This window comes from Pseudomonas citronellolis, from assembly GCF_900112375.1.
Classification (GTDB): domain Bacteria; phylum Pseudomonadota; class Gammaproteobacteria; order Pseudomonadales; family Pseudomonadaceae; genus Pseudomonas; species Pseudomonas citronellolis.
In genome coordinates this window covers 134,330-158,193 of sequence record NZ_FOLS01000015.1, presented here as the reverse complement: position 1 = coordinate 158,193, position 23,864 = coordinate 134,330, and the positions used below count along the sequence as shown (strand labels likewise).

Sequence of the window (23,864 nt, the reverse complement as noted above, 5' to 3'; positions counted from 1 at the left end):
GTCTTCCTTCCGGTGATCAGCCGGAGACTACCCGCCGTTATGGCGGGTCGTCGACATACAAGGAGCGGGCCCTGCCCGCGATTCGCGCGCAGGGCCCGCTCCTACAGGGAATGGCGCGTGTGGGGCGGCGTAGGAGCGGATCTCATCCGCGAATCGCGCCGGGACGTCCGGCTATCGCGGACAAGGTCCGCTCCTACGGGGAACGCCATGCCTGATGGCGAACTGTAGGAGCGGGCCCTGCCCGCGATTTCGCGCGCAGGGCGCGCTCCTACAGGGAATGGCGCGTGTGGGGCGGCGTAGGAGCGGATCTCATCCGCGAATCGCGCCGGGACGTCCGGTCATCGCGGACAAGGTCCGCTCCTACGTAGCAGGCGAGCATTGCTTCTCGTAGGAGCGTCTTGGCGTAGCCGGCTTACGGCACCGGCTCGGATTTCTCGGCCACCTGGCGCAGGGCCTTTTCGTAGTAGTCGGCCGATTGCGCGCCGGAGATCAGCTGGCGGCCGTTGATGATCACCGCCGGCACGGCGCGGATGCCGTGGCTGGTGAAGAATTCCTCTTCCTCGATCACTTCGCTGGCATAGGCGTCGCTGTCGAGGATCTCGCGGGTGCGCACCGGGTCCAGGCCGACGCTGGTGGCCAGGTCCAGCAGTTCCTCGTTGTCGCTGATGTTGCGCCCTTCGCCGAAGTAGGCGTGCAGCAGCGCCTGCTTCAGCGCAAGGTCGCGGCCCTGTTCGGCGGCCCAGTGCAGCAGGCGGTGGGCGTCGAAGGTGTTGTAGATGCGCTGGCGCTTGTGCAGGTCGAAGTGGAAGCCGACTTCCTCGCCGAAGTCGCGGATGCGCTTGTGATTGCTGGCGATGTCTTCGGCGCTGCTGCCGTACTTGCGCTGCAGGTGCTCGACCAGGTCCTCGCCTTCGGCGGGCATGTCGGCATTGAGTTCGAAGGGCTTGATCCGCAGCTCGACGTCGATCTCGCCGTCGACGCGCTGGATGGCTTCGAGCAATCCGCAAAGGCCGATGGCGCACCAGGGGCAGACCACGTCTGAGACGAAATCGAGGGTGATGGCTTCGCGCATACGGGCGATCTCCGCCTTGGGGTTTCGGTGTTCAAGCATGGACCTTTTTGCCCTGGGTGATCCAGTGCCGGCGGGGCGTGGCGTAGCTACTTCTTCCTTATGAGTTTAGGTTTTATTTTTATCTATTTGATATATAAGGAATATTTATATTCTAGAAATGACTTTAACTCAGGCGTGCTTCCAGCTGCCCAGGTACAGGCTACAGGCCTTGCCCTGCCTGGACTCCGGCGCGATGGCGGGATGCGGAGGAAGTGACTGAGTGTGAGACTATTTCTCTATATCAATCATAAGCTATTGATATTCAATGATTTATAATGCAAATGTGCAGGTTATTCCTGCCGGAAGTCGTATATTCGACATTAGAAATGAAATGCAACCTACTGAAAATAATTGAATTATTTTCGAGGTTTGCTAGCTGTCCCGCCCACGCCCCGGCAACCCGCCCTCACTCGATCGCCCGATCGAGGAAACCCAGGAATTCGACGATGGCGGCAGGCAGATGGCGCCCCTGCAGCGTGACGATCTGTAGCACGCTGGCCTGCATGGTGTCGTCCGCCACCGGCACCGCGACCACGTTCTCCGGCAGATTGCCGCCCCGGCTGCCCAGGGAGCTGATGAACATCAGCGTCCCGGCCGCCAGGGCGAAGGCCTTCAGGCTTGCCATGGAATTGGTGGTGAACACCGGCTCCATGGACAGCCCCTGGGTGGCCAGCGCGGTGTCGACCAGCTGGCGCTGCGTGCGCTGCTGGTCCGGCAGGGCCATGGGCTCGGACGCCAGGTCGGCCAGGGTGACCTGTTCCCGCGTGGCCAGCGGATGGTCGCGCGGCACCAGTACGTGCATCGGCCGGCGCACGATGCGTTCCACCTTCACCCCGGCCGGCGCGGAATAGCTGTAGGTGATGCCGATGTCGGCGCTGCCGTCGCCGACGCGCGCGCAGATGTCCGCCGAGTTGCCCACCCAGACGTGGAAGCGCACGCCCGGGTAGGTGCGGCGGTAGTCCGCGAGTATCCGCGGCAGCCAGTCGATGGCGAAGCCCTCGTAGGCCGCCAGGCGCACCAGGCCGCGGTGCGGGCCCTGCAGTTCGCGCACGTCCGCCAGGGCCCTTTCGGTGTCCAGGGCGATGCGCCGGGCGCGCTGCGCCAGCAGTTCGCCGGCCGGGCTGAGCAGCATGCCGCGCGGCCGCCGTTCGAACAGCTCGACACCCAGTTCCTGTTCCAGGCGGGCGATTTGCCGGCTGATCGCCGAGCCGGAGACGTGCAATCGGGCCGAGGCCTCGGTGATGGAGCCGCTGCGGGCCACTTCCAGGAAGTAACGCAGGGCTAGATGCTGCATGGCGGTTGTGCTTTGCATAAAAGGCAAGGGTGGCTGCGAATTAATGAAATTGTGGCATCGCGCGCGGACTGCTAACAATCCTCGCCGACAGACCGGGCAGAACAACAACAACGAAACCCCTCTGGGAGATCATCGATGTCCGTATTCACCGGCGAGGCGATTGCCGAGGCCACCGCCATCCGCCAGCAACTGCACAGCCACCCCGAACTCAAGTACGAAGAGCACGCCACCGCCGACCTCGTTGCCGCCTTCCTGCGCCGCCATGGCTACGAAGTGCGCACCGGCGTGGCCGGGACCGGCGTCGTCGCGCTGCTCGACACCGGCCGCCCCGGCCCCTGCATCGGCCTGCGCGCCGACATGGATGCCTTGCCGATCCTGGAGGACACCGAGCTGCCCTATGCCTCGCGCACGCCGGGCAAGATGCACGCCTGCGGCCACGACGGGCACACCGCCTCGCTGCTGCTGGCCGCCGGCCGGCTCGCCCGGCATCACGACCATCTTCGCGGCCGCATCAAGCTGCTGTTCCAGCCTGCGGAGGAAGGCGGCCTGGGCGCCGAACGGATGATCGAGGAGGGTGCGCTGGAGGGCGTCGAGGCCATCTTCGGCTACCACAACCGCCCGGGCTATCCGCTGGGCCGGGTGTTCGCCAAGGCCGGGCCGAGCATGGGCGGCAGCTCGCTGTACGAGGTCACCATCAGCGGCAAGGGCGGCCATGCCTCGCGCCCGGACCTGGCCATCGACCCGATCTTCGTCGGCGCGGCGGTGGTCCAGGCGCTGCAGGGCGTGATCGGCCGCCGCCTGTCGCCGCTGGAGTCCGGGGTGGTGACGGTCACGCAGTTCCATGGCGGCAACAGCCAGAACGTCATCCCCGGCCAGGCGACGCTGATGATCAACACCCGCGACGGCTCGCCGCAAGCCGCCGCGGTGATCGACGAGACGCTGCGCCGCGTCGTCGCCCAGGTCTGCCAGGCCCATGGCGCCAGCGCCGAGCTGGTGCGGACGATGCGCATCCCGGCGCTGGTCAACGACGCCGACGAAACCGCCTTCGTGGTGGAAACCGCCATCGACGCCCTCGGCGCGGACAAGGCGGGCTACATGCACCAGCTTCCGACCATGGGGGCGGAAGATTTCGCTTTCTACCTGGAGAAAGTGCCGGGTTGCTATTTCTTCGTCGGCAACGGCGAGGACGGCGCCTACCTTCACCATCCGCACTACGACTATCGCGACGAAATTCTGCCCGTCGCGGCGGGCATGTTCGTCGCCATCGCCGAGCGGCGCCTCGGGCTCGATGCCTGAGCGAAGGCACTAACGGGCCCCGCGGCGCGCCGGCAGTTTCCGGCGGCGCCGAGGCGGGCCATCCGGCAATCCGTGCAGGCCAGCTTCGTCACGACCTTCGCCAGCCGCCCCGGCAAGGGGCGCGGAGGCCGGCGGCTGGCAAAGGAAAATTCACCATGCAGCGTTTCTTCAACGCCATCGAACGGGCGGGCAACAAGCTCCCGCATCCGGTCGTCCTGTTCGCCTGGCTGTGCCTGGGCGTCGCGCTCCTGTCCTGGGCGCTGGCGGCGTCCGGGGTGTCCGGCGTCCATCCCAAGACCGGCGACCTGGTCACGGTCAGGAGTCTGGTTTCTGGCGAGGGCCTGGTTTTCGCACTGACCTCGGTGGTCAGGAACTTCGTCAGCTTCCCGCCGCTGGGCGCGGTGCTGGTCATCCTGCTGGCCATCGGCGTGGCCGACAAGACCGGGCTGGTCGGGGCGCTGATGCAGGTGAGCGTGATGAAGGCCCCACGCTACCTGACCACCTTCGTCATCTTCCTCGTCGGCATGTGCAGCCACGTGGCCGCCGACGCCGCCTTCGTCATCCTCATCCCGCTGTCGGCGATGATCTTCCAGGCCACCGGGCGCAACCCCCTGGTCGGCGCGGTGACCGGCTTCGTCGCGGTGGGGGCGGGCTACGATGCCAGCCTGCTGATCACCCCGACCGACGTGATCCTCTCCGGGATCACCACCAGCGCCGCGCAGACGATCGACCCCGCGGCCTACGTCTCGCCCATCGACAACTACTATTTCGTCGCCTGTTCCGCCGTGCTGCTGTCGGTGATCGGCGCCTTCATCATCGAGCGCATCGTCGAGCCCCTGGCCGGCCCGTACCGCGGCAGCGTGGTGGTCGACATCCAGCCGATCAGCGCGCGGGAGCTCAAGGGGCTGAAGCGCGCCGGCTGGCCGCCCTGGTCCTCGCCGCGGTGCTGCCGGCCGGCTCGCCGCTGCGCAACCCCGAGGGCGGGCTGGTACCTTCGCCGTTCCTCACCAGCGCGGTGGCCGTCTTCGCCATCTTCTTCCTGGTCCTGGGCTGGGTCTACGGCCGCAGCGTGGGGAAGATCGGCGACGCCCGCGATGCCATCGGCTTCATGGCCGAGGCGATCAAGGAGCTGGCGCCGACCCTGGTGCTGTTCTTCGCCATCTCGCAGTTCCTCGCCTGGTTCAAGTGGACGCACCTGGGCGAATGGATCGCCGTCGGCGGCTCGCACCTGCTCGACAGCAGCGGCTTCGGCGGCATCCCGCTGGTGCTGGCGTTCCTGGGCCTGGTGACGCTGATGAACCTGTTCATCACCTCGGGTTCGGCGCAGTGGTCGCTGATGGCCCCGATCTTCGTGCCGATGCTGATGCTGGTGGGCTTCGAGCCGGCCTTCGTGCAGGCGGCGTACCGCATCGCCGATTCCTCGACCAACATAGTCACGCCCATGAGCCCCTACTTCAGCCTGTGCCTGGCCTTCCTGCAGCGCTACCAGAAGGACGCCGGGATCGGCACCCTGGCGTCGATGACCATCCCGGTGGCCCTGGGCTTCCTGCTGTGCTGGACGCTGTTCCTCATCCTCTGGATGGAGCTGGGGCTGCCGATCGCCCCCGGCGTGGGCCTGTACCTCGACTGAGCGGGGGCCGGGCGAGCGCGCGCCCGGCCCGCGGCTTCAGAAGTCGACGGTGGCGGACACCCGCAGGGTGCGCGGCTCGCCCTGGGTCAGGTAGCCGCCGATGGTGGAGGCCCAGTAGTCCTCGTTGGCGACGTTTTCCAGGTTGGCGCGCAGGATCACGTCGCGCTGCTCGACCTTGAAGCGGTAGCGGGCGCCCAGGTCGACGCGGGTCCAGGCCGGGATGCTCAGGTTGTTGGCCTGGTCCAGGTACTGGCCGCCGGTGCGCAGCAGGCGGCCGTTGAGCGCCAGGCCGTCGAGGCCGGGCACGTCCCAGTCGGCGCCGAGGTTGTACTGGAAGCGCGGCACGCCGATGGCGCGGTTGCTGTCGTTGGCGCCGCCGGCGGTGTTGCGCAGCTCGGTGTCGATCCAGGTGGCGCCGGCCAGCAGACGCAGGCCTTGCAGCGGTTCGCCGAACAGGTTCAGCTCGACGCCGCGGTTGCGCTGCTCGCCGTCGACGCTGAAGACCTTGGTGTCCGGGTCGGTGACGCTGGTGGGCTGTTCGATGCGGTAGAACGCCAGGTTGCCGCCGTAGCTGCCGAAGTCCAGCTTGGCGCCCACTTCGATCTGCTTGGAACGCTGCGGGGCGAACACCTCGCCGACGTTGACCGCGGTGGAGGGCGCGGTGGGGCCGGCGGCCAGGCCTTCGATGCGGTTGGCGTACAGCGACAGGTACTCGGTGGGCTTGACCACGATGCCGTATACCGGCGTGGTGATGGACTCTCGATAGTCGGCGTTGCGCACGCCGGCGTAGCTCCAGCCGTCGGTGCCGATGCTCTGGCGGCGCACGCCGAGGGTCAGCAGCACGCGGTCGTCGAGAAAGCCCAGGGTGTCGGAGGCGGCGGCGCTGCGGTTGCGCGTCTTGCCGACGATGCCGGGGTCGTTGTAGTCGCCGCCGGAGTAGGTGGTGGCCGGCTTGGCGACCTGCGCGGGGCGGTACAGGTTGGCCGGGTACTTGGTTAGCGCCATGCGGTAGGCGCTGCGCTGCTCGGCCCAGATGCCGGCCAGGCCGAAGTTCAGCTGGTGGCTCACCGGGCCGGTGTGGAAGCGGCCGTTGAGGCCGGCCATGGCGCTCTTGTTGTCCTCGTCGTGGGTGGCGTCCATGGTGCCGCCGCCGGCGGTTCCGGCGTTGTCGCTCAGGGTCAGCGAGGAGTAGCTGCCGTTCTCGCGGGTGTGCTTGGCGCCGCCGGAGAGGTAGACCGTCCAGTTGTCGTTCAGGTCGTATTCGCCGCGGAACATGCCGTAAGTGTCTTCCAGCTGCGAGTAGCTCCAGGCCTGGCCGTAGTTGCTGTCGGCGTCGGGCGCGTGGGGGATGCTGGTGACGCCGCTGCCGACGTAGACCACCGGGCGGCCCTGGTTGATGCGCTGCTTCTGGTAGCCGAAGTCGCTGCTCAGGCGCAGGCGTTCGCCGCGGTAGTCGAGGTTGACGCTGGCCAGCTTGTAGCGCTGGGCGTTGTCGTCGATGGCGGTGTCGCCTTCGCGCTGGGCCAGGTTGAGCCGCGCGCCGAAGCGGTTGTCCTCGCCGAAGCGCTGGCCCAGGTCGAGGTGTTCGCCGACCTGGCTGTCGCTGCCGTAGTCCAGGCTGAGGCTGCGGGTGGGGACGTCCTCGGCGTGCTTGGTCTGCAGGTTCACCGCGCCGCCGATGCCGCTGCCGCTGGGCGTCACGCCGTTGATGAAGGCGTTGGAGCCCTTGAACAGCTCGACGCGCTCCAGCGACTCGGTGCCGATGATCTGCCGCGGCGTCACGCCGTACAGGCCGTTGAGCGAGACGTCGTCGGTGCTCAGCGGCAGGCCGCGGATGACGAAGATCTGCGAGAAGTTGCCGTAGCCGTTGCCCTGGCGCACCGCGGCGTCGTTGAGCAGCACGTCGCCGACGGTCTGCGCCTGCTGGTCCTTGATGGCCTGCGCGGTGTAGCTGGAGAAGGCGAAGGGCACGTCCTGCATGTCCTGGTTGCCCAGCATGCCCAGCCGGGCGCCGCGGGCCACCTGGCCGCCGGCATAGGCCTGCGGCAGTTCGCCGGGGGCCTGGGCCACGGCGCTGACGGTGGTGGCGCCCATCTCCAGGGCCTCGCCGTCCCGGGCGATGGCTTCGACGCCGTAGCCGCTGGGCTTGCGCACCAGGCGGTAGCCGCTGCCTTCCAGCAGGCGCATCAGGCCGTCCTCGGCGTCGTAGCTGCCTTTCAGGCCGTCGCTGTGGCGGGCGTTCAACGTGGCGGCCTCGAAGGCCAGGGGCACGCCGGCCTGGGCGGCGAAGCGGGCCAGCACCTCGCCCAGCGGTCCCGGGGCGATGTCGTACTGGCGTTGCACGCTGGCGGTTTCCGCGGCCAGGCCGGGCAGGGTGGCGCCCTGCAGGGCGAGGCCGATGGCCAGGGCGAGGGTGTGGGGCTTCAGGCGGAGGCGGGTGGTCATGCGGTGATCCTGTCGGCGCGAGGAGTGAATGGGGTGTTTCCTCCTTCACCGGACGAGCAGGAAAAAGGTGTCATGGCGGATGAAAAAATTTTCGGGGGTCGTTGGGGCGGCGTAGCGGCGGGGTTCAGGCGGGCTCCAGGGTCACCCAGTAGCGCGTCAGGCTGCTGACCTTCAGCGGCAGCATGTCGGCCAGCAGGCGCAGGCCGGCGTCGTCGTTGCCCAGGGGGATGGCGCCGCTGACGCGCAGCCCGGCCAGTTGGGGCGCGCAGCGCAGCACGCCGTTGCGGTAGCGGCCCAGTTCGGCCAGCAGGGCGTCCAGGCGCATGTCCTGGGCCAGCAGCATGCCGTTTTCCCAGCTGCTGGCATTGGCGTCCGCCGTCTGCACGGCCTGCAGGGCGCTGGCGCTGAACAGCAGCTGCTGACCGGCCTCGACCTGGCGCCGCGCGGCGGTTGCGAAGGGCTCCACGGCGACGCTGCCTTCGAGCACGGCCACCCGGCACGCCTCGCCCAGGTCGCGCACGGCGAAGCGCGCGCCGGCGGTGCGCAGCAGGCCCTGGCGGCTTTCCACCAGGAACGGCCGCGGCTCGGGCGCCGGGTCGGCGTGGGTGGCGACGAGGATTTCGCCGTCGAGCAGGCGCAGGCGGCGTTCCCGCGGGCTGAAGCGGATGTCCACGGCGCTGCCGGTGTTGAGCGTCAGCAGGCTGCCGTCGGGCAGTTGCACGCGCTTGCGCTCGCCGGTGGCGGTGCGCTGGTCGGCGCTCCATTCGGCCCAGGGCAGATGGCGCGCGCCCAGCCAGGCCGCGGGCGCCACCGCCAGCAGCAGGCCCAGGCGGTTGAGCATCTGCCGCCGGCTCAGGCCGCGTTCGCCGAGGCGTTGCAGGCTCTGCCGGCCCGTGCCCGGCGGCAGCTGCTGCAGGCCGCCGAGCAGGCTTTCGGCGCGGCGCCAGGCTTCGGCGTGCTGCGCGCTGCGTCCGCGCCATTGCTCGATGGATTGCTCGATGGCCCGCAGGTCGGCGGCGCTGGCCGGGCGTTCGCCCAGGCGCACCAGCCAGTCGGCGGCTTCGCCGAGGATGCGTGGGTCCAGCGTCTGCTCGTGCATCAGGCCAAGCTCAGGCAGGCGATGAAGGCCGCGCGCATGTAGCGCTTGACGGTCGCCAGGGACAGGCCCAGGCGCTCGGCGATGGCCGGGTAGGTGAGGCCGTCCAGCTGCGCGAGCAGGAAGGCTTCGCGGGTGAGGGCGGGCAGTTCGCCCAGCGCCGCATCGATGCGCTCCAGGGTTTCCAGGATCAGTTCGCGGGCTTCCGGGCCGGGGGCCAGTTCCTCGGGCAGCGCGGAGAGGGCTTCGAGGTAGGCGCGTTCCAGTTCCTGGCGGCGCCAGCGGTCCACCAGCAGGCCCTTGGCGATGTGGGTGAGCAGGGCGCGCGGGCGATCGCCGACGTCGCTCAGCGGCCGGCGCAGCAGGCGCAGGAAGGTGTCCTGGGCCAGGTCGGCGGCATCCCAGGCGTTGCCCAGGCGGCCGCGCAGCCATTGCTGCAGCCAGCCGTGGTGGCGTTCGTAGAGGGTGTGCAGGTGCTGGTCGGCGGAGGGTTCGGCGAATGCCACGGTGTCGTGCGCCAGATGATCATTTGCGAATGACTCTCATTTTATGTCGGTTCAGTCGCGCGATGCAATGCCGCGATGCCGCAGCCGGTCGGCGCGCGTGCCGGGCGCGCCATCGGCACTGGAATTGCCGCGCAGACGCGCTACCTTGAGCCTGTCCCGAATGCATAATTCGAGGGTTTGCCTTCTTCGGCAGACGGCTTCGCCGTTCGCGGTCGAAACCTCAAGTCATCCAGCAGAAACGGAGCACATCATGGCTCGCACCACGCCCATCGAGCTTTATCGCAACATCGGCATAGTCGCGCACGTGGATGCCGGCAAGACCACCACCACCGAGCGCATCCTGTTCTACACCGGGGTCAACCACAAGATGGGCGAGGTGCACGACGGGGCGGCGACCATGGACTGGATGGTGCAGGAGCAGGAGCGCGGCATCACCATCACCTCGGCGGCCACCACCGCCTTCTGGCAGGGCTCGACCAAGCAGTACCCGCACAAGTACCGCTTCAACATCATCGACACCCCCGGCCACGTCGACTTCACCATCGAGGTGGAGCGCTCGCTGCGCGTGCTCGACGGCGCCGTGGTGGTGTTCAGCGGCGCCGACGGCGTCGAGCCGCAGTCCGAGACGGTGTGGCGCCAGGCCAACAAGTACCACGTGCCGCGCCTGGCCTACGTGAACAAGATGGACCGCCAGGGCGCCGACTTCCTGCGCGTGGTCGAGCAGATCAAGCGGCGCCTGGGCCACAATCCGGTGCCGATCCAGCTGGCCATCGGCGCGGAGGAGAACTTCAACGGGCAGATCGACCTGGTGAAGATGAAGGCCATCTACTGGAACGACGACGACCAGGGCACCAGCTACCGCGAGGAGCCCATCCCCGCCGAACTGCAGGCGCTGGCCGAGGAGTGGCGCGCGCACATGATCGAGGCCGCCGCCGAGGCCAACGACGAGCTGATGAACAAGTACCTCGAGGGCCAGGAGCTGAGCCTGGAGGAAATCAAGGCCGGCCTGCGCCAGCGCACCCTGGCCAACGAGATCGTCCCGGCGGTGCTGGGTTCCTCGTTCAAGAACAAGGGCGTGCCGCTGGTGCTGGACGCGGTGATCGACTACCTGCCGGCGCCCTCGGAAATCCCGGCGATCAAGGGCACCCACCCGGACGACGAGGAGAAGCACGACGAGCGCCACGCCGACGACAACGAGCCGTTCTCCTCGCTGGCCTTCAAGATCGCCACCGACCCCTTCGTCGGCACCCTGACCTTCACCCGCGTCTACTCCGGCGTGCTGAGCAGCGGCGACGCGGTGCTCAACTCGGTGAAGGGCAAGAAGGAGCGCGTCGGGCGGATGGTGCAGATGCACGCCAACCAGCGCGAAGAGATCAAGGAAGTGCGCGCCGGCGACATCGCCGCGCTGATCGGCATGAAGGACGTCACCACCGGCGACACCCTGTGCGCCATCGACAAGCCGATCATCCTCGAACGCATGGACTTCCCCGACCCGGTGATCTCGGTAGCGGTGGAGCCCAGGACCAAGGCCGACCAGGAGAAGATGGGCATCGCCCTGTCCAAGCTGGCCCAGGAGGACCCCTCGTTCCGCGTGAAGACCGACGAGGAGACCGGGCAGACCATCATCTCCGGCATGGGCGAGCTGCACCTGGACATCATCGTCGACCGCATGCGCCGCGAGTTCAACGTCGAGGCCAACATCGGCAAGCCGCAGGTGGCCTACCGCGAGGCGATCCGCCGCAAGTGCGAGATCGAGGGCAAGTTCGTCCGCCAGTCCGGCGGGCGCGGCCAGTTCGGCCATTGCTGGATCCGCTTCGAGCCGGGCGACGAGGGCAAGGACGGCCTTGAGTTCCACAACGAGGTGGTCGGCGGGGTGATCCCGCGGGAGTTCATCCCGGCGATCCAGAAGGGCATCGAGGAGCAGATGCACAACGGCGTGCTCGCCGGCTACCCGCTGATCGGTCTGAAGGCCACGGTGTACGACGGCTCGTACCACGACGTCGACTCCAGCGAGATGGCCTTCAAGATCGCCGCCTCCATGGCTACCAAGCAGCTCTCGCAGAAGGGCGGCGCAGTGCTGCTGGAGCCGGTGATGAAGGTCGAGGTGGTGACCCCCGAGGACTACATGGGCGACGTGATGGGCGACCTGAACCGCCGCCGCGGCCTGATCCAGGGCATGGAAGACACCCCGGCGGGCAAGGTGATCCGCGCCGAGGTGCCGCTGGGCGAGATGTTCGGCTACGCCACCGACGTGCGCTCGATGTCCCAGGGGCGTGCCAGCTACTCGATGGAGTTCACCAAGTACGCCGAGGCGCCGGCGAATATCGCCGATGCCATCGTGAAGAAGAACAACGGGTGAGGTTTGGGGGGTGAAGAACGGCGCCCGAGGGCGCCGTTTTTCATTCGGGGCGGGATGCAGTGCCCGGAGTGCTCTTCGTAGGAGCGAGGGGGACGCCTAGTTCTTGCTCGCGAACAGACGCGGTGCCATGCGGTTCGCGAGCAAGCTCGCTCCTACGAGAAGCCGTGCCCTCAGGGGACTTGTAGGGGCAGGCCCTGCCTGCGAATCGCGCGCAGGGCGCGCTCCTACAGGGGCGTGGTGTGGGTGGGGCGGCGTAGGAGCGGATCTTATCCGCGATCCGCGCCGGAACGTCCGGCTATCGCGGACAAGGTCCGCTCCTACGTGGGAGGGGCGTACCTTGCAGCCGCACCCTCAGGACCGATACAGCATCGGCCTGCGCAGCCGCAGGTAGCTGTAGCCCTCGCGGACCATGGCGATGCGTTCCGGCTCAAGGTCGGCGATCAGCAGTTCCCCGGCCTGTTTCGCCCGGGCCATCACCTGGCCGTCCGGGGCCACCACGCAGCTCAGGCCGCAGTATTCCAGTTCGCCTTCGCTGCCCTGGAAGTTGGCGTAGGCGAGGAACACCTGGTTCTCGTAGGCGCGGGTGGGCACCAGCACCTGGCAGACGAACTCGTAGGGGTGCATGTTGGCCGTTGGCACCAGCACCAGGTCGGCGCCGGCCAGGGCCAGGGTGCGCACGGCCTCGGGGAACTCGACATCGAAGCAGATCAGCAGGCCGAGCTTCCAGCCGTCCAGCTCGACGATCGCCGGCGGCTCGTCCGAGGGGCTGAACTGGTCGCGGTCGAGGTCGCCGTACAGGTGCGTCTTGCGGTAGTTGGCGCGGCGCTCGCCGCGGCGGTCGATCAGCTGCACGCTGTTGAACGGCGCGCCGGCCGGGTTGCTTTCCGGGTAGCCGTAGAGGATGCCGACGTCGAATTCCCGGGCGATCCCCGCCACCGTCTCGGCGATGGCGCCGTCGGCGGCTTCGGCCAGGGCGGCGACGCGTTCGGCGCCGATGTTGTAGCCGCTGGCGAACATTTCCGGGCAGACCAGCAGGTCCGCGCTCTGGGCGGCCGCGCGTTGCGCGGCCTCCCGCAGCCGGCGCAGGTTGCCGGCGAGGTCGTCGGGCCCCGGGGGGCACTGGTAGAGGGCGAGGCGCATGGCGCTTCCTCCTTGGTCAGTCGGGCAGGGCCACGGGGCCCAGTTCGGCATAGCGGTCGCCGGGGCCGGGGTTGTCCGGGTGGGTGGCGCCGCCGAAGTGGTGCAGGATGCCCCACACGGCGTTCAGCGAGGTCTGTACCGCGCCTTCGACCCAGGCCGGGGTCCAGGATACATCGTCGCCGGCGATGAAGATGCCGCGCTGCTCGGCGGGCAGGTCATCCTGCATGAAGTGCGAGTACATGCGGTGGTTGTAGCGGTAGTGGCCAGGCAGGGCGCCCTTGAAGGCGCCGAGGAAATGCGGATCGGCCTCCCAGGACACGGTGATGGGGTTGCCGATCACGTGGCTGGCGATGTCCACCTTCGGGTAGACCTTCTTCAGCGCGTCCAGGGCCAGCTGCACGCGCTTCTCCACCGGGTGCGGCAGCATCTTCATGGCGTCGCTCATCCAGGAGTAGGACAGGCAGATCACCCCCGGCTTGTCGTCGCCGTTGTCGAACAGGTAGGTGCCGCGGGTCAGGCGGTCGGTGAGGGTCATGCTCATGACGTCGCGGCCGGTCTGCGGGTCCTTGTCCTTCCAGAACGGCCGGTCGACCATGACGAAGGTCTTCGACGACTGCATGTAGCGGGTGCGGTCCAGGGCCATCCACATCTTCTGCGAGAACAGCGCTTCCTCGCATTCGATCTGGGTGGTCAGCAGCCAGCTCTGGCAGGTGGTCAGCACCGCGGCGTATTCGCGGGTGTCGCCCCAGTAGTCGGTGACCGCCAGGTTGCCGCTGGCGGCGCGGGCGATCTTCTTCACCCCCGGGCGCGGCGCGCCGTTGTGCAGTTTGGCCAGGGAGGTGCCGGCCGGCCAATGCGCGCAGCGCTCCGGCACGTGGTTCCAGATGCCGCGCGGCACCTGCTCGACGCCACCCACCACCAGGTGCTGGTGGTCATCGCAATTGGTCATCACCACGCGGAAGATTTCCAGCATGGAGTTGGGGAAGTCCGAGTCCCAGCCGCCGGTGCCGAAGCCGACCTGGCCGAAGATTTCGCGGTGGTGGAAGGACAGCCGCGAGAAGGCCTTGGAGGTGGCGACGAAGTCGTAGAAGGTGCGGTCGTCCCACAACGGCACCAGTTCGTCCCACAGCGCCTTGAGCTTGACGGTGTCGCGCGCACGGATGGCATCCTGGACTTCGGAGAAGCGCGCGCCGTCCTCCAGGGCGTCGGCCCAGGCCTGGGCGACCTCGCGGAAGATCTGCGGCAGGTCGTCGATCTTCTCCGCGTAGTGGCTGGTGCCTTCCAGGTCCACCACGGTGCTGCCGGAGGCCGGCGTCAGCGGGTTGGGGAAGGGCCTGGTCTCAAGGCCCAGCTTGTCCACGTAGTGGTAGAAGGCCGTGCTGGAGACCGGGAAGCGCATGCCGCCCAGTTCTGCGATGACACCCTCGGCGCCCTCGAAGGGCTCCGAACGCAGCCGGCCGCCCAGCTTCGAGGCCTCGTAGACCACCGGCTTCAGGCCCAGCTTCATCAGTTCGTAGGCTGCCACCAGCCCGGCGATGCCCGCCCCGACGATGGCCACTTCCTGGCCGTGGTTGTGCGCCGGGATGCTGCCCAGGCCCGCCGGGTGTTCCAGCCAGTCGTCGAAGGCGAAGGGGAAGTCCGGGCCGAAGATGGTCACCGGTTGCTTGCCGGGGGTATGGGGGTGGCGGTTGTTGTGCATTTATCTCTCCCAAGGGTTCTGGCGTGCCTGGCCCTTGTTCCAGCATTGCCCAGGCAGGTGTCTCTTGCACCGCCGCACGCGCTCCGCGGCGGGCCTTCCGATGGATGGCGCGAACGCGGAGAGGGCAAGCCGGACCAGGCTTGTCGGCCGGCCCTGGCGGGCCGGCGCTGGTGCACATGGTGGCAAAGCCGGTCGTTGAAATGAATCCGCCAATCTGCAAAATGACGGAGCTATTCAAGGCAATTCAACCAATGGATTCGACAAAATGACGAGAAACGCCGATGCGGCCCTGCTCAACCTCCTGCGCGCCAATGCCCGCGAGTCGGTTTCCGAACTGGCGCGCAAGCTCGGGGTGTCGCGCTCCACGGTGCAAAGCCGGATCGAGCGCCTGGAGCAGCAGGGCATCATCAGCGGCTATTCGATCAAGGTCGCCGACAGCTACGCGCAGTCGCTGGTGCGCGCCCATGTGCTGGTGACGGCGCTGCCCAAGCTGTCGCATCAGGTGGTGCAGGCGCTGGAGAAGATTCCCGAGGTGAAGACGCTGCACTCGGTGAGCGGCCAGTTCGACATGATCGCCATCGTCGAGGCCCTGTCGATCCGCGACCTGGACGCCTTGCTCGACCGCATCGGCGCGCTCGACGGGGTGGAGCGCACCATGTCGTCGATCATTCTCTCCACCCGCATCGACCGCTAGGGCCGCAATGGACTCCCGCTATTGCCCGGCATTGGCTATTCGGCGGCTCCGCCGCGGCGGCTAAGGTATCTGCATTCCCGCAACCGGCGGGCGCCACTGGAGAGAACCATGAGTGTACGTATCGAATGGGCCGGACAGTCCCCCAGCGCCTACAAGGCCATGCTCGGCCTGGAGCAGGCGCTGGCGAAGTCCGGCCTGGACAATGGCCTGCTCGAACTGATCCGCCTGCGCGCCTCGCAGATCAACGGCTGCGCCTACTGCGTGAACATGCACGCCGACGACGCGCGCAAGGCCGGCGAGAGCGAGGCGCGCCTGCAGACCCTCGGCGTCTGGCGCGAGACGAACTTCTTCAGCGCCCGCGAGCGCGCCGTGCTGGCCTGGGTGGAAAGCCTCACCCTGCTGGCCGAGAAGCACGCCCCGCAGGCGCAGTTCGACGCCCTGCGCGAACACTTCAGCGACACCGAGATCGTCGACCTGACCCTGGCCATCGCCACCATCAACGCCTGGAACCGCTTCGGCGTCGGCATGGCCATGGTGCCCTGAGCGGCCGGCTGCGGGCTCTCGTCATCCGGAAAAGACGATTTTCCGACGCGAGGTGAGTGGAAAGGGCATGAAGGAGGGCTTTCCCAGAGGCTTTCGGCATAAGTCAATAGGCCGGAACGGGCTGCTGAGATCGTTTCGGCATCGGCCTTATAGGAAAACGGTCAATGGGCGCGTCAAGATATTGCTAGCTTTACAACTTGGAGCGCCAAGTTTCTGTTTTATAAAGTTTTTCAAAAAAATGGCGCCAAGGAAGGGAGCATGCTCGAAGTAGCGTCGAAACGGCGTCGCCTGCTGGTGGTCGATCCCTGCGATGACTGCCAGCGATTATTGCCCGGGCTCCGGGCAGCAGGGTGGGAGGTAGACAGTTGCGGACTCGACGTCGCGAGCGAACGCAACTGCGACGTCGGCCTGCTGCGCCTGCATCCGCAACACCTGGAGCGCCCGGAGTCGGTGAAGGACCTCATCACCCGCAGCGGCACCGAGTGGATCGCGGTGCTCAGCCCGGACGCGTTGCCCATCCAGGAGGTGGGCGATTTCGTCTGCGAATGGTTCTTCGATTTCCATACCCTGCCGTTCGACGTGGCGCGGGTGCAGGTCACCCTCGGCCGCGCCTTCGGCATGGCGCGCCTGCGCGGGCGCGGCGGCACCTACCACAGCCTGGAGCACCAGCACGAGCTGCTCGGCGAGAGCCGCTCGATGCAGGAGCTGCGCCGCCTGCTGGCGAAGTTCGCGCCCACCGAGTCGCCGGTGCTGATCCGCGGCGAGAGCGGCACCGGCAAGGAGCTGGTGGCGCGTACCCTGCACCGCCAGTCGCGGCGGGCCAACCGGCCGTTCATCGCGATCAACTGCGGGGCGATTCCCGAGCACCTGATCCAGTCCGAGCTGTTCGGCCACGAGAAGGGCGCCTTCACCGGCGCGCACCAGCGCAAGATCGGCCGCTTCGAGCAGGCCAACGGCGGCACCCTGTTCCTCGACGAGATCGGCGACCTGCCCCTGGAGCTGCAGGCCAACCTGCTGCGGGTGCTGCAGGAGAAGCAGATCGAGCGCGTCGGCGGCAGCCAGCCCATCGCCGTGGACGTGCGCGTGCTGGCGGCCACCCACCTGGACCTGGAGAACGCCATCCGCACCGGCAGCTTCCGCGAGGACCTGTACTACCGCCTGAACGTGCTGCAGGTTTCCACCCTGCCGCTGCGCGAGCGCAATGGCGACCTGGCGCTGCTGGCCAACCACTTCGCCCACCTCTACAGCGTCGAGACCGGCCGCCGCCCGCGGCGCTTCAGCGACGACGCCCTGGCGGCGATGGCCGAGCACGCCTGGCCGGGCAACGTGCGCGAGCTGGCCAACCGCGTGCGCCGTGGCCTGGTGCTGGCCGAAGGCAGGCAGATCGAGGCCCGCGACCTGGGCCTGGAGCGCCAGCGCGGCGGCTCCGGCAAGGTGCCGCTGGTGACCCTGGAGGAGTACAAGCTGGGCGCCGAGCGCCAGGCCATGTGCGATGCCCTGGCCCGCCACGGCGACAACCTGAGCCTGGCGGCGCGCATGCTGGGCATCTCGCGGCCGACCTTCTACCGCCTGCTGCACAAGCACCAGCTGCGCTGAGCAGGGTGCAGAAACGACAACGGCCCCGAAAGGGGCCGTTGTCGTGTGCGGGGTTCAGAAGTAGTAGGGGAATTTGACGCTGAAGCTGAAGTCCGGGGCATCGGGGCTGATGCCGATGGACAGGTTCGGCACTATGGTCAGGTTGTTGCTCCAGGCGTAGGTCAGGCCCCAGTTGAAGTAGGCCGCGTTGGCATCGCTGTCGGTGATCGACTGCCAGTCGCCGCCATCGGGCTTGAGCTTGCTCTTCTGCGAGATCAGGTCGGAGAAGGAGAACGACATGCTGGTCCTTTCGTTCAGCGCGAAGGCCACGCCGGCGCCGACCTGGAACCAGTCGCCCAGGTCCACCTTGCCGCCGAGCTTGGTGCCCTGCTGCGGGCTGATGTCGCTGAAGTCGCGCTCGAAGTTGTGGGTGTAGCTCAGGCTGGCGAAGAGCACCGCCGGGTCGACGGTCTTGACCAGCGAGATGCCCGGGGTGACGGACCAGACGCCGTTGCCGGTGGGCAGGTCGTCGGGCACGTTGAGGCTGTCGTTGTCCGGCGCGCGGACCAGCTTGATGCCGTACGGGTCCTTGCCGGTGGGGGCTTTCACCCGCAGGCTGAACACCGCGTCCGGGCGCGACTCGGTCTCGTCCATGAACTTGTAGGCGATGCCGAAGTTGACGTCGCCCAGGGTCGGGTCGCGGTCGACCTTCTCGTCGGTGGACTGCGCGGTGGAGTTGCCGGCGCCGGCCGAGGAGTAGGTGCTCTCGCGGTAGACCACGGGCACGTTGATGTCGAACTGCCAACGGTTGTTCCAGTTGTAGCGGCCGGTCAGGTCCAGGGTCCAGTTGTCGGCCTTGATGTTGTCCACGCCGATGTTGCCCAGGAAGATGGTGTCCAGCGCCAGGAAGCCGTTGAGGATCAGCTGCTTGGTGTCGTAGTGGGTGTAGGTCAGGCCCGTCTCGAAGCTGAAGGCGCCGTTGCCGAAGAAGCCGCTGGCCTCGTCGTAGAGGTTCTCCACGCTCTTGGGCGGGTTGTTGCTGTCGTCCTTGAGCGATTCGCCGTAGGAGCTGCCGGTGCCCGGCGGCGTCGGCTTGTTGGTGGCAGTGACCAGGCGTTTGGGCTGCGCCGGGGTCGCCGCCGGCTGTTCCTCTACCTGGCGAACCCGCTGCTCCAGCACCATGAGCGCTTTCTGTTGCGACTCGTAGCGTTGCTTGAGCTCGATGAGTTCCTGTTTCAGAGCCTCCACCTCGGCCTCCGTCGCAGCATGGACGAAGGCCGAGGGGAGCAAAGCGGATACACAGATTGCGGTGCGAAGCGTGAGCGATCGGTGCATGGCGCGCTATCCCTATCTTTATCGTTTGGGCACTACTTCCGCCACTGAGCGTAGATCACATTCCCATGGATCGCAGGCCCTTGAGCTGGTCGAGATTGCAATCCAGCGCTCCGACGGAAGGTGCGTTGTTACGCAGGACCACGTTCAGCTGGGTAAGGTTGTTGACCAGGTTGCTGCTACCCAGCAGGTTGGTGGCCTGCACCAGGCCGCCGGCCCCCAGTTGCTGGAGGCTCGAGCCTTGGCCGTTGGCATTGATCGCCAACTGGATGTTCCCCCTGCCGGGGGACACGGTGACGGTGCCGGCGCCGTTGCTGGCGCTGACCGTGCCGTTCAGGGGCGTGCCCTGGTTGCTTGCGGCGGGCGCCTGGTCGGCTTCGCTCACGTTGATGCCGACGTTGTTGTAGGCGGTGTTGTAGTCACCCGCCGAGCGTGCGCTCTGGGTGACGCCCTGGGTCTGGTTGAGCCCCGCGCCACCGACGATGCTGCCGGTCGCGGCCGAGGGTGTGCCGCCGTTGCCGGTTTCCTTGGTGGTGGTGACGTAGAACTGCGGTTTGATGGTGGATTCCTGGATCTGCATGCTCACCTTGGCGCCGATGTTGTCGCCGACGGCGTTCTTCCAGGTACTGCTCATGACGATGCCGAAGCTGATGATGCGCCCGGGCATGACGTAGCGGCCGCGCAATTGGGCCAGCTCCTGGTCGTGCAGCTCGATCGGCCGGAAAATCTCGGAGGCCTGGATCGGCAGGCTGGCCACCAGGCAGGCGGTGGCGAGCAGCGGAATGGTTCTCATCGTTCGCTCCCCGAGAGGATCCCACCTCTCGTTATCGTTTGGCTCACAGGAAGTCGCTCTGGATGAATCCGAAATCCATGAGCTCCGCGTCCTTGACGGGGCGGAAGGTATCGAGGCGGTTCTTCGCGGTCAGGGGTTCCGGCGGGCTCATCAGGGCGTTGGCCCTGTCATAGCCGGGGCCGATGATGGCGAAGATGATGCCGTTCCAGCCCTTGAGAAAATCTTCTTCCGTGTAGCGCTTGTGGCCGAGCACGGGGTCGCCCACGTAGACGTAGCCGTTGTGCGTGCGCTGCAGCACGACGAAATGCTTGTAGCCACGCACGTCCAGCAGCACGATCACTGGAATGGTCAGCTTTTCCAGGGAGGAGACCGGGATGCGGTAGCCGCGGGCCCGCATGCCGATGCTTTCCAGGTAGGTCTTCATGTCCAGCATGGAGAAGCCCTGGGTACGCACCAGTTGGGGGTCGGCCTTGACCAGCATGCCGCGGATGACGAACTCCTCGTCGACGTCGAGGTTGTAGCCGGTGCGCAGGATGGTGGCCAGGGCGGCGGCGCCGCAGCTGAAGTCGGTCTTCTGCTCCACCAGGTTGCTGAAGCGACGTTCGCGGATGCTCTCCACATGCTTATAGGCCAGCGTGCCCCCGGGCAGTATGGCGAAGGGCAGCTGCGCGGCCTGGAGCAGGCCGGAGCAGAGTGCGAGGAGCAGGAAAGCGAGCGTGCGCATGATCGTGACGCCTATGCCAGCGCTGAGAAAGGGGAGGCTCCGTTGCCGGAGCCTCCAGGTACAGCACGGTGTCGCTTAGAAGCCAGTGACTGCGCCAGTGCTTACGCAAGCCTGGCAACCGGCGGCGATGGACAGCGAGTTGCTCTGTTGGTTGCCGACGCCGGCAGCAACGTTCACACCTACGTTACCCGACACGCCGTTGAGCGAGTTGTTGATGGAGGCGTTGTTCACGACCGGGTCCTTCCAGCCGGTGGGAACCAGGACCTGATAGGTAGCCTGGCCACGCAGATCGATGGTGCCCGACTCGCTGAAGTACAGCGGATCCTTGTCCACCTTGTCGTGGCCCTTGCCTTTGTTGTCATAGCCGCCGTGATGACCACCTTTCTCCGGGTCATCCAGCACTACGCCCGAGCCATGGCCCTGGTAGGTGCCATGAGCGTAGAAGCTGGACTTGAGGGTCTTGGTGTCGAAGGTGGCGATGCCCAGGTTGGCTACGTTGTTGCCGCTGGAGGTCTGGCTGGCGCCGCTGTTGGCACCGGCCAGGCGCCCACCGGAAACGGCGGCGGCCATGTCGTTTTTCTGTTGGTTGTAGTTGCCGGCGGCGATGTTGATGCCGACGTTGCCCGAGGCGCCGTTGGCCGAGCTGTTCAGAGCGGCGTTGTTGGCGGTGGAGAAGTTCCAGGCAGTGTTGTTGGTGTTGCTCTGGGTCACCGAAGTGGACGCGTAGGCGGAGCCGAAGATGAAGTGTTCATCCGCGGTGGCCAGCGCGGCGGCATTGGCCTGCTGGTTCATGTCGCCAGCGGCGACGTTGGCCCCGACGTTGCCCGAAGCGCCGCCCAGGGAGTTGCTGACACCTGCGGTGTTCTTGGTCCCCTGGTTGATGACGTTGTTGTCGTAGCTGTTCTGGCTATCGGTAACGGTAGCGCTGGCACCGGCCGGAATCCGCGGATCCTTGTACGGATCGTACTGCTGTTGGCCATGGTGGTTGTCGTGATCATGGCCGTGACGGGGGCCGCGATCATTGCCTGCGTAAACACTTACAGCCATGACTGCCGTAACAGCGAAAACCAGAGGCTTGAGGGCCATTGTAGGTTTCATGGTGTATCTCCTTGCATTTAGTGTGCTTAGTGTTTCTGGTTGTTGGCGTGGGTCAATCTGCGACCCGGATGCTCAAGGTATTGGCAATGCGATTGCCGATACCGGCACTCTGGCTCACCTGGACCACCCCCCGGCTGCCGGCGAATGCCTGGTCGCTGGTGACGACCTGCCGACTGCCCATGGTGGAACCGGCTGGGCCGGAGTTCTGGGACAACGTGATGTTCTGCTGGGACAGCACGTTGTCGTCGACGCTCTGAGGCACCGCGGTGACGCTGATGCTCATGGCGTTGACCTGTTGGTTGGCGGTACCGGCGGCCTGGTTCACGCCCAGGGCGCCGCTGCCGTTGGAGAATGAGTTGCCGGTGATCGAGGCCTTGGCGGCCTGGCTCGGGTCGGCGGTGGTGATGACGGTCTGATGGAACTGGGTGCTGGCGCCGCCGCTGGTGCCGATGGCGATAGCGCGGCCGTTGGCCTGTTGCTGCTCGTCGCCGGCGGCCTGGTTGACGCTGGCCACGCCGTTGTAGCTGCGCCCGGCGTTGTCGATGCTGGCGTTGTTCACCAACTGCGGGTCGGCGGCGAAGGCGCTGGAGCAGCAGAGCAGGGCGAGAAGGGTCAGGCGTGCTTTCATGTCAGCGATCTCCCGTCAGCATGCGCAGCGGCGACAGGCCTTGCTGCACGGTGCGATTGACCGAGTTGGAGATGCCGGCGCCACTGCCGCCGCCGCCACCCAGGCTGCCGGACTGCAGCGTCTGGTTGGCGCCGTTGTCCATGCCCACCAGGTTGCCGCCCGGGAGAATCCGCTGGGACAGGCTCGAACCGCTGGTGACGCGGGCGAACTCGGCGTCATCCAGTTCGGCGTTGCCGACCTGGCGGTTGATCTGGGCGGAGATGTTCGGATTGACGGTGATCGGATTCGGATCGGGCACCATGGTCGGGCGGGTGGCGACCCGTGGCTGTACGGTGCGCTGGATGACGATGGTGCCGTCACCCGCTTGAACCGTTGACGGCAACGCAGCAGCGGTCATGCAGGCGAGGGAGGCGAGCAGTCCGACGATCCTTGAGTCGATGTTCCCCATGATGGCGATCCCTTCTGGTGCGCTGTGCCCTAAACAGCAGTACCGGGATGGAGCAGAAGCCGTGCCGCTTTTGCTTATCGCTTGAAATTCATGGGCTTACGAATGACTGTCAGAAACCCCTGAGAGAAACCTGTTTCGCCGTTGAGACAGAAGGGCGGGTGGCCATCCCCACCAAAAGTGGGGCAAGTGCTCTGGAATGGGGCTTTGCGTATAGGCGTATCAGCGCTGAAACAGTTTTCCGTGATGCCATCGATGTCTGCGTCATTCCTGAGGCTTGGCGGCCTGCGGCTGTTTCAGAGGTGATACATGATGGCCAGGAAAGCCTGCTTTTGGTACGAATGTGCACGTTTTATTTCAAGGGCTTAGCGACGGGAATGGAAGTGTTAAGGGAATGATCGCCGGGGCCGGGTGTCTCATCCCACCGCCTGCTTGCGGCCATGGCCGGACGCTGGATGGCGTGGATGCGAGAAATTTTCGTTACACACTGACCCGCGGCAGCGCAATGCAGTAGCATGCCCAGCCTTTCGTCGGGCCCCACCGCGGGTGCTCGACGGTTGCACGGAAAAACAGAAGAACACGAAAAGAAATGCGCCTTCGGGGGAAGCAGTATGGAGTTTTGGAGTGCCTTTCAGGCGTTCGTCCTGGGAGTGGTCGAGGGGCTGACCGAGTTCCTGCCGGTGTCCAGCACCGGACACCAGATCATAGTCGCCGACCTGCTGGGGTTCGTCGGTGAGCGGGCACAGGCTTTCAACATCATCATCCAGCTGGCCGCCATCCTGGCGGTGGTCTGGGAGTTCCGCGGCAAGATCCTCGAGGTCATCTGCGGCCTGCCCAGCCAGCCTCGCGCACAGCGTTTCACCATCAACCTGCTGGTCGCCTTCTTCCCCGCCGTGGTGCTGGGCGTGGCCTTCGCCGACCTGATCCACCATTACCTGTTCAACCCCATCACGGTGGCGGCGGCGCTGGTGGTCGGCGGGGTGGTCATGCTCTGGGCCGAGAAGCGCGAGCACCGCATCCGCGCCGAGAGCGTCGACGACATGACCTGGAAGGACGCCCTGAAGGTCGGCTGCGCCCAGTGCCTGGCGCTGGTCCCCGGCACCTCGCGCTCCGGCGCCACCATCATCGGCGGCCTGCTGTTCGGCCTGTCGCGCAAGGCGGCCACGGAGTTCTCCTTCTTCCTGGCCATGCCGACCATGGTCGGCGCCGCCGTCTATTCCGGCTACAAGTACCGCGACCTGTTCCAGCCCAGCGACCTGCCGGTGTTCGCCGTGGGCTTCGTCACCTCCTTCATCTTCGCCATGATCGCCGTGCGCGGGCTGCTGAAGTTCATCGCCAACCACAGCTACGCGATGTTCGCCTGGTACCGCATCGGCTTCGGCCTGCTGATCCTGGCGACCTGGCAGTTCAGCCTGATCGACTGGAGCAGCGCCGCTCCCTGAGGCCGCGCGGATGA

20 protein-coding genes and 1 pseudogene are annotated in these 23,864 nt (G+C 66.7%); 8 read left to right on the top strand and 13 right to left on the bottom strand.

From position 1 onward, the window contains the following. Positions 1-412 precede the first annotated feature (412 nt). Together BM060_RS16010 and BM060_RS16005 are read right to left on the bottom strand one after the other, a co-directional pair. Complete coding sequence (locus BM060_RS16010) at positions 413-1,072, bottom strand: DsbA family oxidoreductase (RefSeq protein ID WP_074980927.1); 660 nt, start codon at positions 1,070-1,072, stop codon at positions 413-415. A 445-nt stretch (positions 1,073-1,517) separates the two neighbouring features. After that, complete coding sequence (locus BM060_RS16005; RefSeq protein ID WP_074980926.1) at positions 1,518-2,405, bottom strand: LysR family transcriptional regulator; 888 nt, start codon at positions 2,403-2,405, stop codon at positions 1,518-1,520. A 135-nt stretch (positions 2,406-2,540) separates the two neighbouring features. On the opposite strand from BM060_RS16005, the gene BM060_RS16000 reads away from it, so the two are divergent. Together BM060_RS16000 and BM060_RS15995 are read left to right on the top strand one after the other, a co-directional pair. Continuing rightward, a complete protein-coding gene (locus BM060_RS16000) occupies positions 2,541-3,701 on the top strand; it encodes a M20 metallopeptidase family protein (protein WP_074980925.1) in 1,161 nt (386 codons plus the stop codon). Between the two features lie 155 nt (positions 3,702-3,856). Beyond that, a pseudogene (locus BM060_RS15995) lies at positions 3,857-5,331 on the top strand (AbgT family transporter). A 36-nt stretch (positions 5,332-5,367) separates the two neighbouring features. Here the strand turns inward: BM060_RS15995 and BM060_RS15990 are convergent. The 3 genes from BM060_RS15990 to BM060_RS15980 form a co-directional block, all read right to left on the bottom strand. Beyond that, a complete protein-coding gene (locus tag BM060_RS15990) occupies positions 5,368-7,776 on the bottom strand; it encodes a TonB-dependent receptor (protein ID WP_074980924.1) in 2,409 nt (802 codons plus the stop codon). Positions 7,777-7,900: 124 nt separating this feature from the next. Further along, complete coding sequence (locus tag BM060_RS15985) at positions 7,901-8,875, bottom strand: FecR domain-containing protein (RefSeq protein ID WP_074980923.1); 975 nt, start codon at positions 8,873-8,875, stop codon at positions 7,901-7,903. Then, positions 8,875-9,378 carry a sigma-70 family RNA polymerase sigma factor gene (locus BM060_RS15980; RefSeq protein WP_074980922.1) on the bottom strand — a complete coding sequence of 168 codons (504 nt, stop codon included), beginning with the start codon at positions 9,376-9,378 and terminating at the stop codon, positions 8,875-8,877. The genes BM060_RS15985 and BM060_RS15980 overlap by 1 nt, the downstream gene beginning before the upstream one ends. Before the next feature lie 250 nt (positions 9,379-9,628). On the opposite strand from BM060_RS15980, the gene fusA reads away from it, so the two are divergent. Then, positions 9,629-11,737 (top strand): elongation factor G, encoded by a 2,109-nt coding sequence (gene fusA, locus BM060_RS15975; RefSeq protein ID WP_074980921.1) that lies wholly within the window; start codon positions 9,629-9,631, stop codon positions 11,735-11,737. Positions 11,738-12,088: 351 nt separating this feature from the next. Here the strand turns inward: fusA and BM060_RS15970 are convergent, their stop codons facing one another. Both BM060_RS15970 and BM060_RS15965 read right to left on the bottom strand, forming a co-directional pair. Beyond that, positions 12,089-12,877: a carbon-nitrogen hydrolase family protein gene (locus BM060_RS15970; RefSeq protein WP_074980920.1), complete on the bottom strand. Its 789-nt coding sequence runs from the start codon at positions 12,875-12,877 to the stop codon at positions 12,089-12,091. 16 nt (positions 12,878-12,893) lie between these two features. Then, positions 12,894-14,576: a flavin monoamine oxidase family protein gene (locus tag BM060_RS15965; RefSeq protein ID WP_074980919.1), complete on the bottom strand. Its 1,683-nt coding sequence runs from the start codon at positions 14,574-14,576 to the stop codon at positions 12,894-12,896. A gap of 265 nt (positions 14,577-14,841) precedes the next feature. Between BM060_RS15965 and BM060_RS15960 the strand changes: the two genes are divergently transcribed. The 3 genes from BM060_RS15960 to BM060_RS15950 all read left to right on the top strand — a co-directional run bounded on the left by BM060_RS15960 (position 14,842) and on the right by BM060_RS15950 (position 17,409). Beyond that, on the top strand, positions 14,842-15,270 hold the full coding sequence (locus BM060_RS15960; protein ID WP_064583129.1) for an Lrp/AsnC family transcriptional regulator: 429 nt from the start codon (positions 14,842-14,844) through the stop codon (positions 15,268-15,270). A gap of 108 nt (positions 15,271-15,378) precedes the next feature. Beyond that, positions 15,379-15,813 (top strand): carboxymuconolactone decarboxylase family protein, encoded by a 435-nt coding sequence (locus tag BM060_RS15955; protein WP_074980918.1) that lies wholly within the window; start codon positions 15,379-15,381, stop codon positions 15,811-15,813. Positions 15,814-16,071: 258 nt separating this feature from the next. Next, entirely contained in the window at positions 16,072-17,409 is a 1,338-nt protein-coding gene (locus BM060_RS15950; RefSeq protein ID WP_009621799.1) for a sigma-54 dependent transcriptional regulator, read from the top strand. 54 nt (positions 17,410-17,463) lie between these two features. Here the strand turns inward: BM060_RS15950 and fapF are convergent, their stop codons facing one another. From fapF to fapA, 6 genes are all read right to left on the bottom strand, one after another. Then, a complete protein-coding gene (gene fapF, locus BM060_RS15945) occupies positions 17,464-18,723 on the bottom strand; it encodes a fibril amyloid transporter FapF (RefSeq protein WP_043272906.1) in 1,260 nt (419 codons plus the stop codon). 55 nt (positions 18,724-18,778) lie between these two features. Beyond that, complete coding sequence (gene fapE / locus BM060_RS15940; RefSeq protein WP_074980917.1) at positions 18,779-19,513, bottom strand: fibril amyloid subunit FapE; 735 nt, start codon at positions 19,511-19,513, stop codon at positions 18,779-18,781. A gap of 43 nt (positions 19,514-19,556) precedes the next feature. After that, entirely contained in the window at positions 19,557-20,237 is a 681-nt protein-coding gene (gene fapD, locus BM060_RS15935) for a fibril amyloid maturation endopeptidase FapD (RefSeq protein ID WP_074980916.1), read from the bottom strand. A 75-nt stretch (positions 20,238-20,312) separates the two neighbouring features. Next, positions 20,313-21,335, bottom strand: coding sequence for an amyloid-like fimbrin subunit FapC (gene fapC, locus BM060_RS15930; protein ID WP_074980915.1), 1,023 nt, complete (start codon positions 21,333-21,335; stop codon positions 20,313-20,315). A gap of 52 nt (positions 21,336-21,387) precedes the next feature. After that, positions 21,388-21,963 (bottom strand): fibril amyloid subunit FapB, encoded by a 576-nt coding sequence (gene fapB, locus BM060_RS15925; RefSeq protein WP_074980914.1) that lies wholly within the window; start codon positions 21,961-21,963, stop codon positions 21,388-21,390. A 1-nt stretch (position 21,964) separates the two neighbouring features. Further along, on the bottom strand, positions 21,965-22,411 hold the full coding sequence (fapA, locus tag BM060_RS15920) for a functional amyloid chaperone FapA (protein WP_074980913.1): 447 nt from the start codon (positions 22,409-22,411) through the stop codon (positions 21,965-21,967). A gap of 47 nt (positions 22,412-22,458) precedes the next feature. Between fapA and BM060_RS32490 the strand changes: the two genes are divergently transcribed. Further along, entirely contained in the window at positions 22,459-22,806 is a 348-nt protein-coding gene (locus BM060_RS32490; RefSeq protein ID WP_135499776.1) for a hypothetical protein, read from the top strand. 213 nt (positions 22,807-23,019) lie between these two features. Further along, positions 23,020-23,850, top strand: a complete 831-nt coding sequence (locus BM060_RS15915; RefSeq protein ID WP_074980912.1) for an undecaprenyl-diphosphate phosphatase — start codon at positions 23,020-23,022, stop codon at positions 23,848-23,850. The last annotated feature ends 14 nt before the right edge of the window (positions 23,851-23,864 follow it).

Excerpts from the sequence above, each read along its gene's own strand:
- BM060_RS16010 (WP_074980927.1), bottom strand. The coding sequence starts at position 1,072 with ATGCGCGAAGCCATCACCCTCGATTTCGTCTCAGACGTGGTCTGCCCC.
- BM060_RS16005 (WP_074980926.1), bottom strand. The coding sequence starts at position 2,405 with ATGCAGCATCTAGCCCTGCGTTACTTCCTGGAAGTGGCCCGCAGCGGC.
- BM060_RS16000 (WP_074980925.1), top strand. The coding sequence starts at position 2,541 with ATGTCCGTATTCACCGGCGAGGCGATTGCCGAGGCCACCGCCATCCGC.
- BM060_RS15990 (WP_074980924.1), bottom strand. The coding sequence starts at position 7,776 with ATGACCACCCGCCTCCGCCTGAAGCCCCACACCCTCGCCCTGGCCATC.
- BM060_RS15985 (WP_074980923.1), bottom strand. The coding sequence starts at position 8,875 with ATGCACGAGCAGACGCTGGACCCACGCATCCTCGGCGAAGCCGCCGAC.
- fusA (WP_074980921.1), top strand. The coding sequence starts at position 9,629 with ATGGCTCGCACCACGCCCATCGAGCTTTATCGCAACATCGGCATAGTC.
- BM060_RS15970 (WP_074980920.1), bottom strand. The coding sequence starts at position 12,877 with ATGCGCCTCGCCCTCTACCAGTGCCCCCCGGGGCCCGACGACCTCGCC.
- BM060_RS15965 (WP_074980919.1), bottom strand. The coding sequence starts at position 14,576 with ATGCACAACAACCGCCACCCCCATACCCCCGGCAAGCAACCGGTGACC.
- BM060_RS15960 (WP_064583129.1), top strand. The coding sequence starts at position 14,842 with ATGACGAGAAACGCCGATGCGGCCCTGCTCAACCTCCTGCGCGCCAAT.
- BM060_RS15955 (WP_074980918.1), top strand. The coding sequence starts at position 15,379 with ATGAGTGTACGTATCGAATGGGCCGGACAGTCCCCCAGCGCCTACAAG.
- BM060_RS15950 (WP_009621799.1), top strand. The coding sequence starts at position 16,072 with ATGCTCGAAGTAGCGTCGAAACGGCGTCGCCTGCTGGTGGTCGATCCC.
- fapF (WP_043272906.1), bottom strand. The coding sequence starts at position 18,723 with ATGCACCGATCGCTCACGCTTCGCACCGCAATCTGTGTATCCGCTTTG.
- fapE (WP_074980917.1), bottom strand. The coding sequence starts at position 19,513 with ATGAGAACCATTCCGCTGCTCGCCACCGCCTGCCTGGTGGCCAGCCTG.
- fapD (WP_074980916.1), bottom strand. The coding sequence starts at position 20,237 with ATGCGCACGCTCGCTTTCCTGCTCCTCGCACTCTGCTCCGGCCTGCTC.
- fapC (WP_074980915.1), bottom strand. The coding sequence starts at position 21,335 with ATGAAACCTACAATGGCCCTCAAGCCTCTGGTTTTCGCTGTTACGGCA.
- fapB (WP_074980914.1), bottom strand. The coding sequence starts at position 21,963 with ATGAAAGCACGCCTGACCCTTCTCGCCCTGCTCTGCTGCTCCAGCGCC.
- fapA (WP_074980913.1), bottom strand. The coding sequence starts at position 22,411 with ATGGGGAACATCGACTCAAGGATCGTCGGACTGCTCGCCTCCCTCGCC.
- BM060_RS32490 (WP_135499776.1), top strand. The coding sequence starts at position 22,459 with ATGGAGCAGAAGCCGTGCCGCTTTTGCTTATCGCTTGAAATTCATGGG.
- BM060_RS15915 (WP_074980912.1), top strand. The coding sequence starts at position 23,020 with ATGGAGTTTTGGAGTGCCTTTCAGGCGTTCGTCCTGGGAGTGGTCGAG.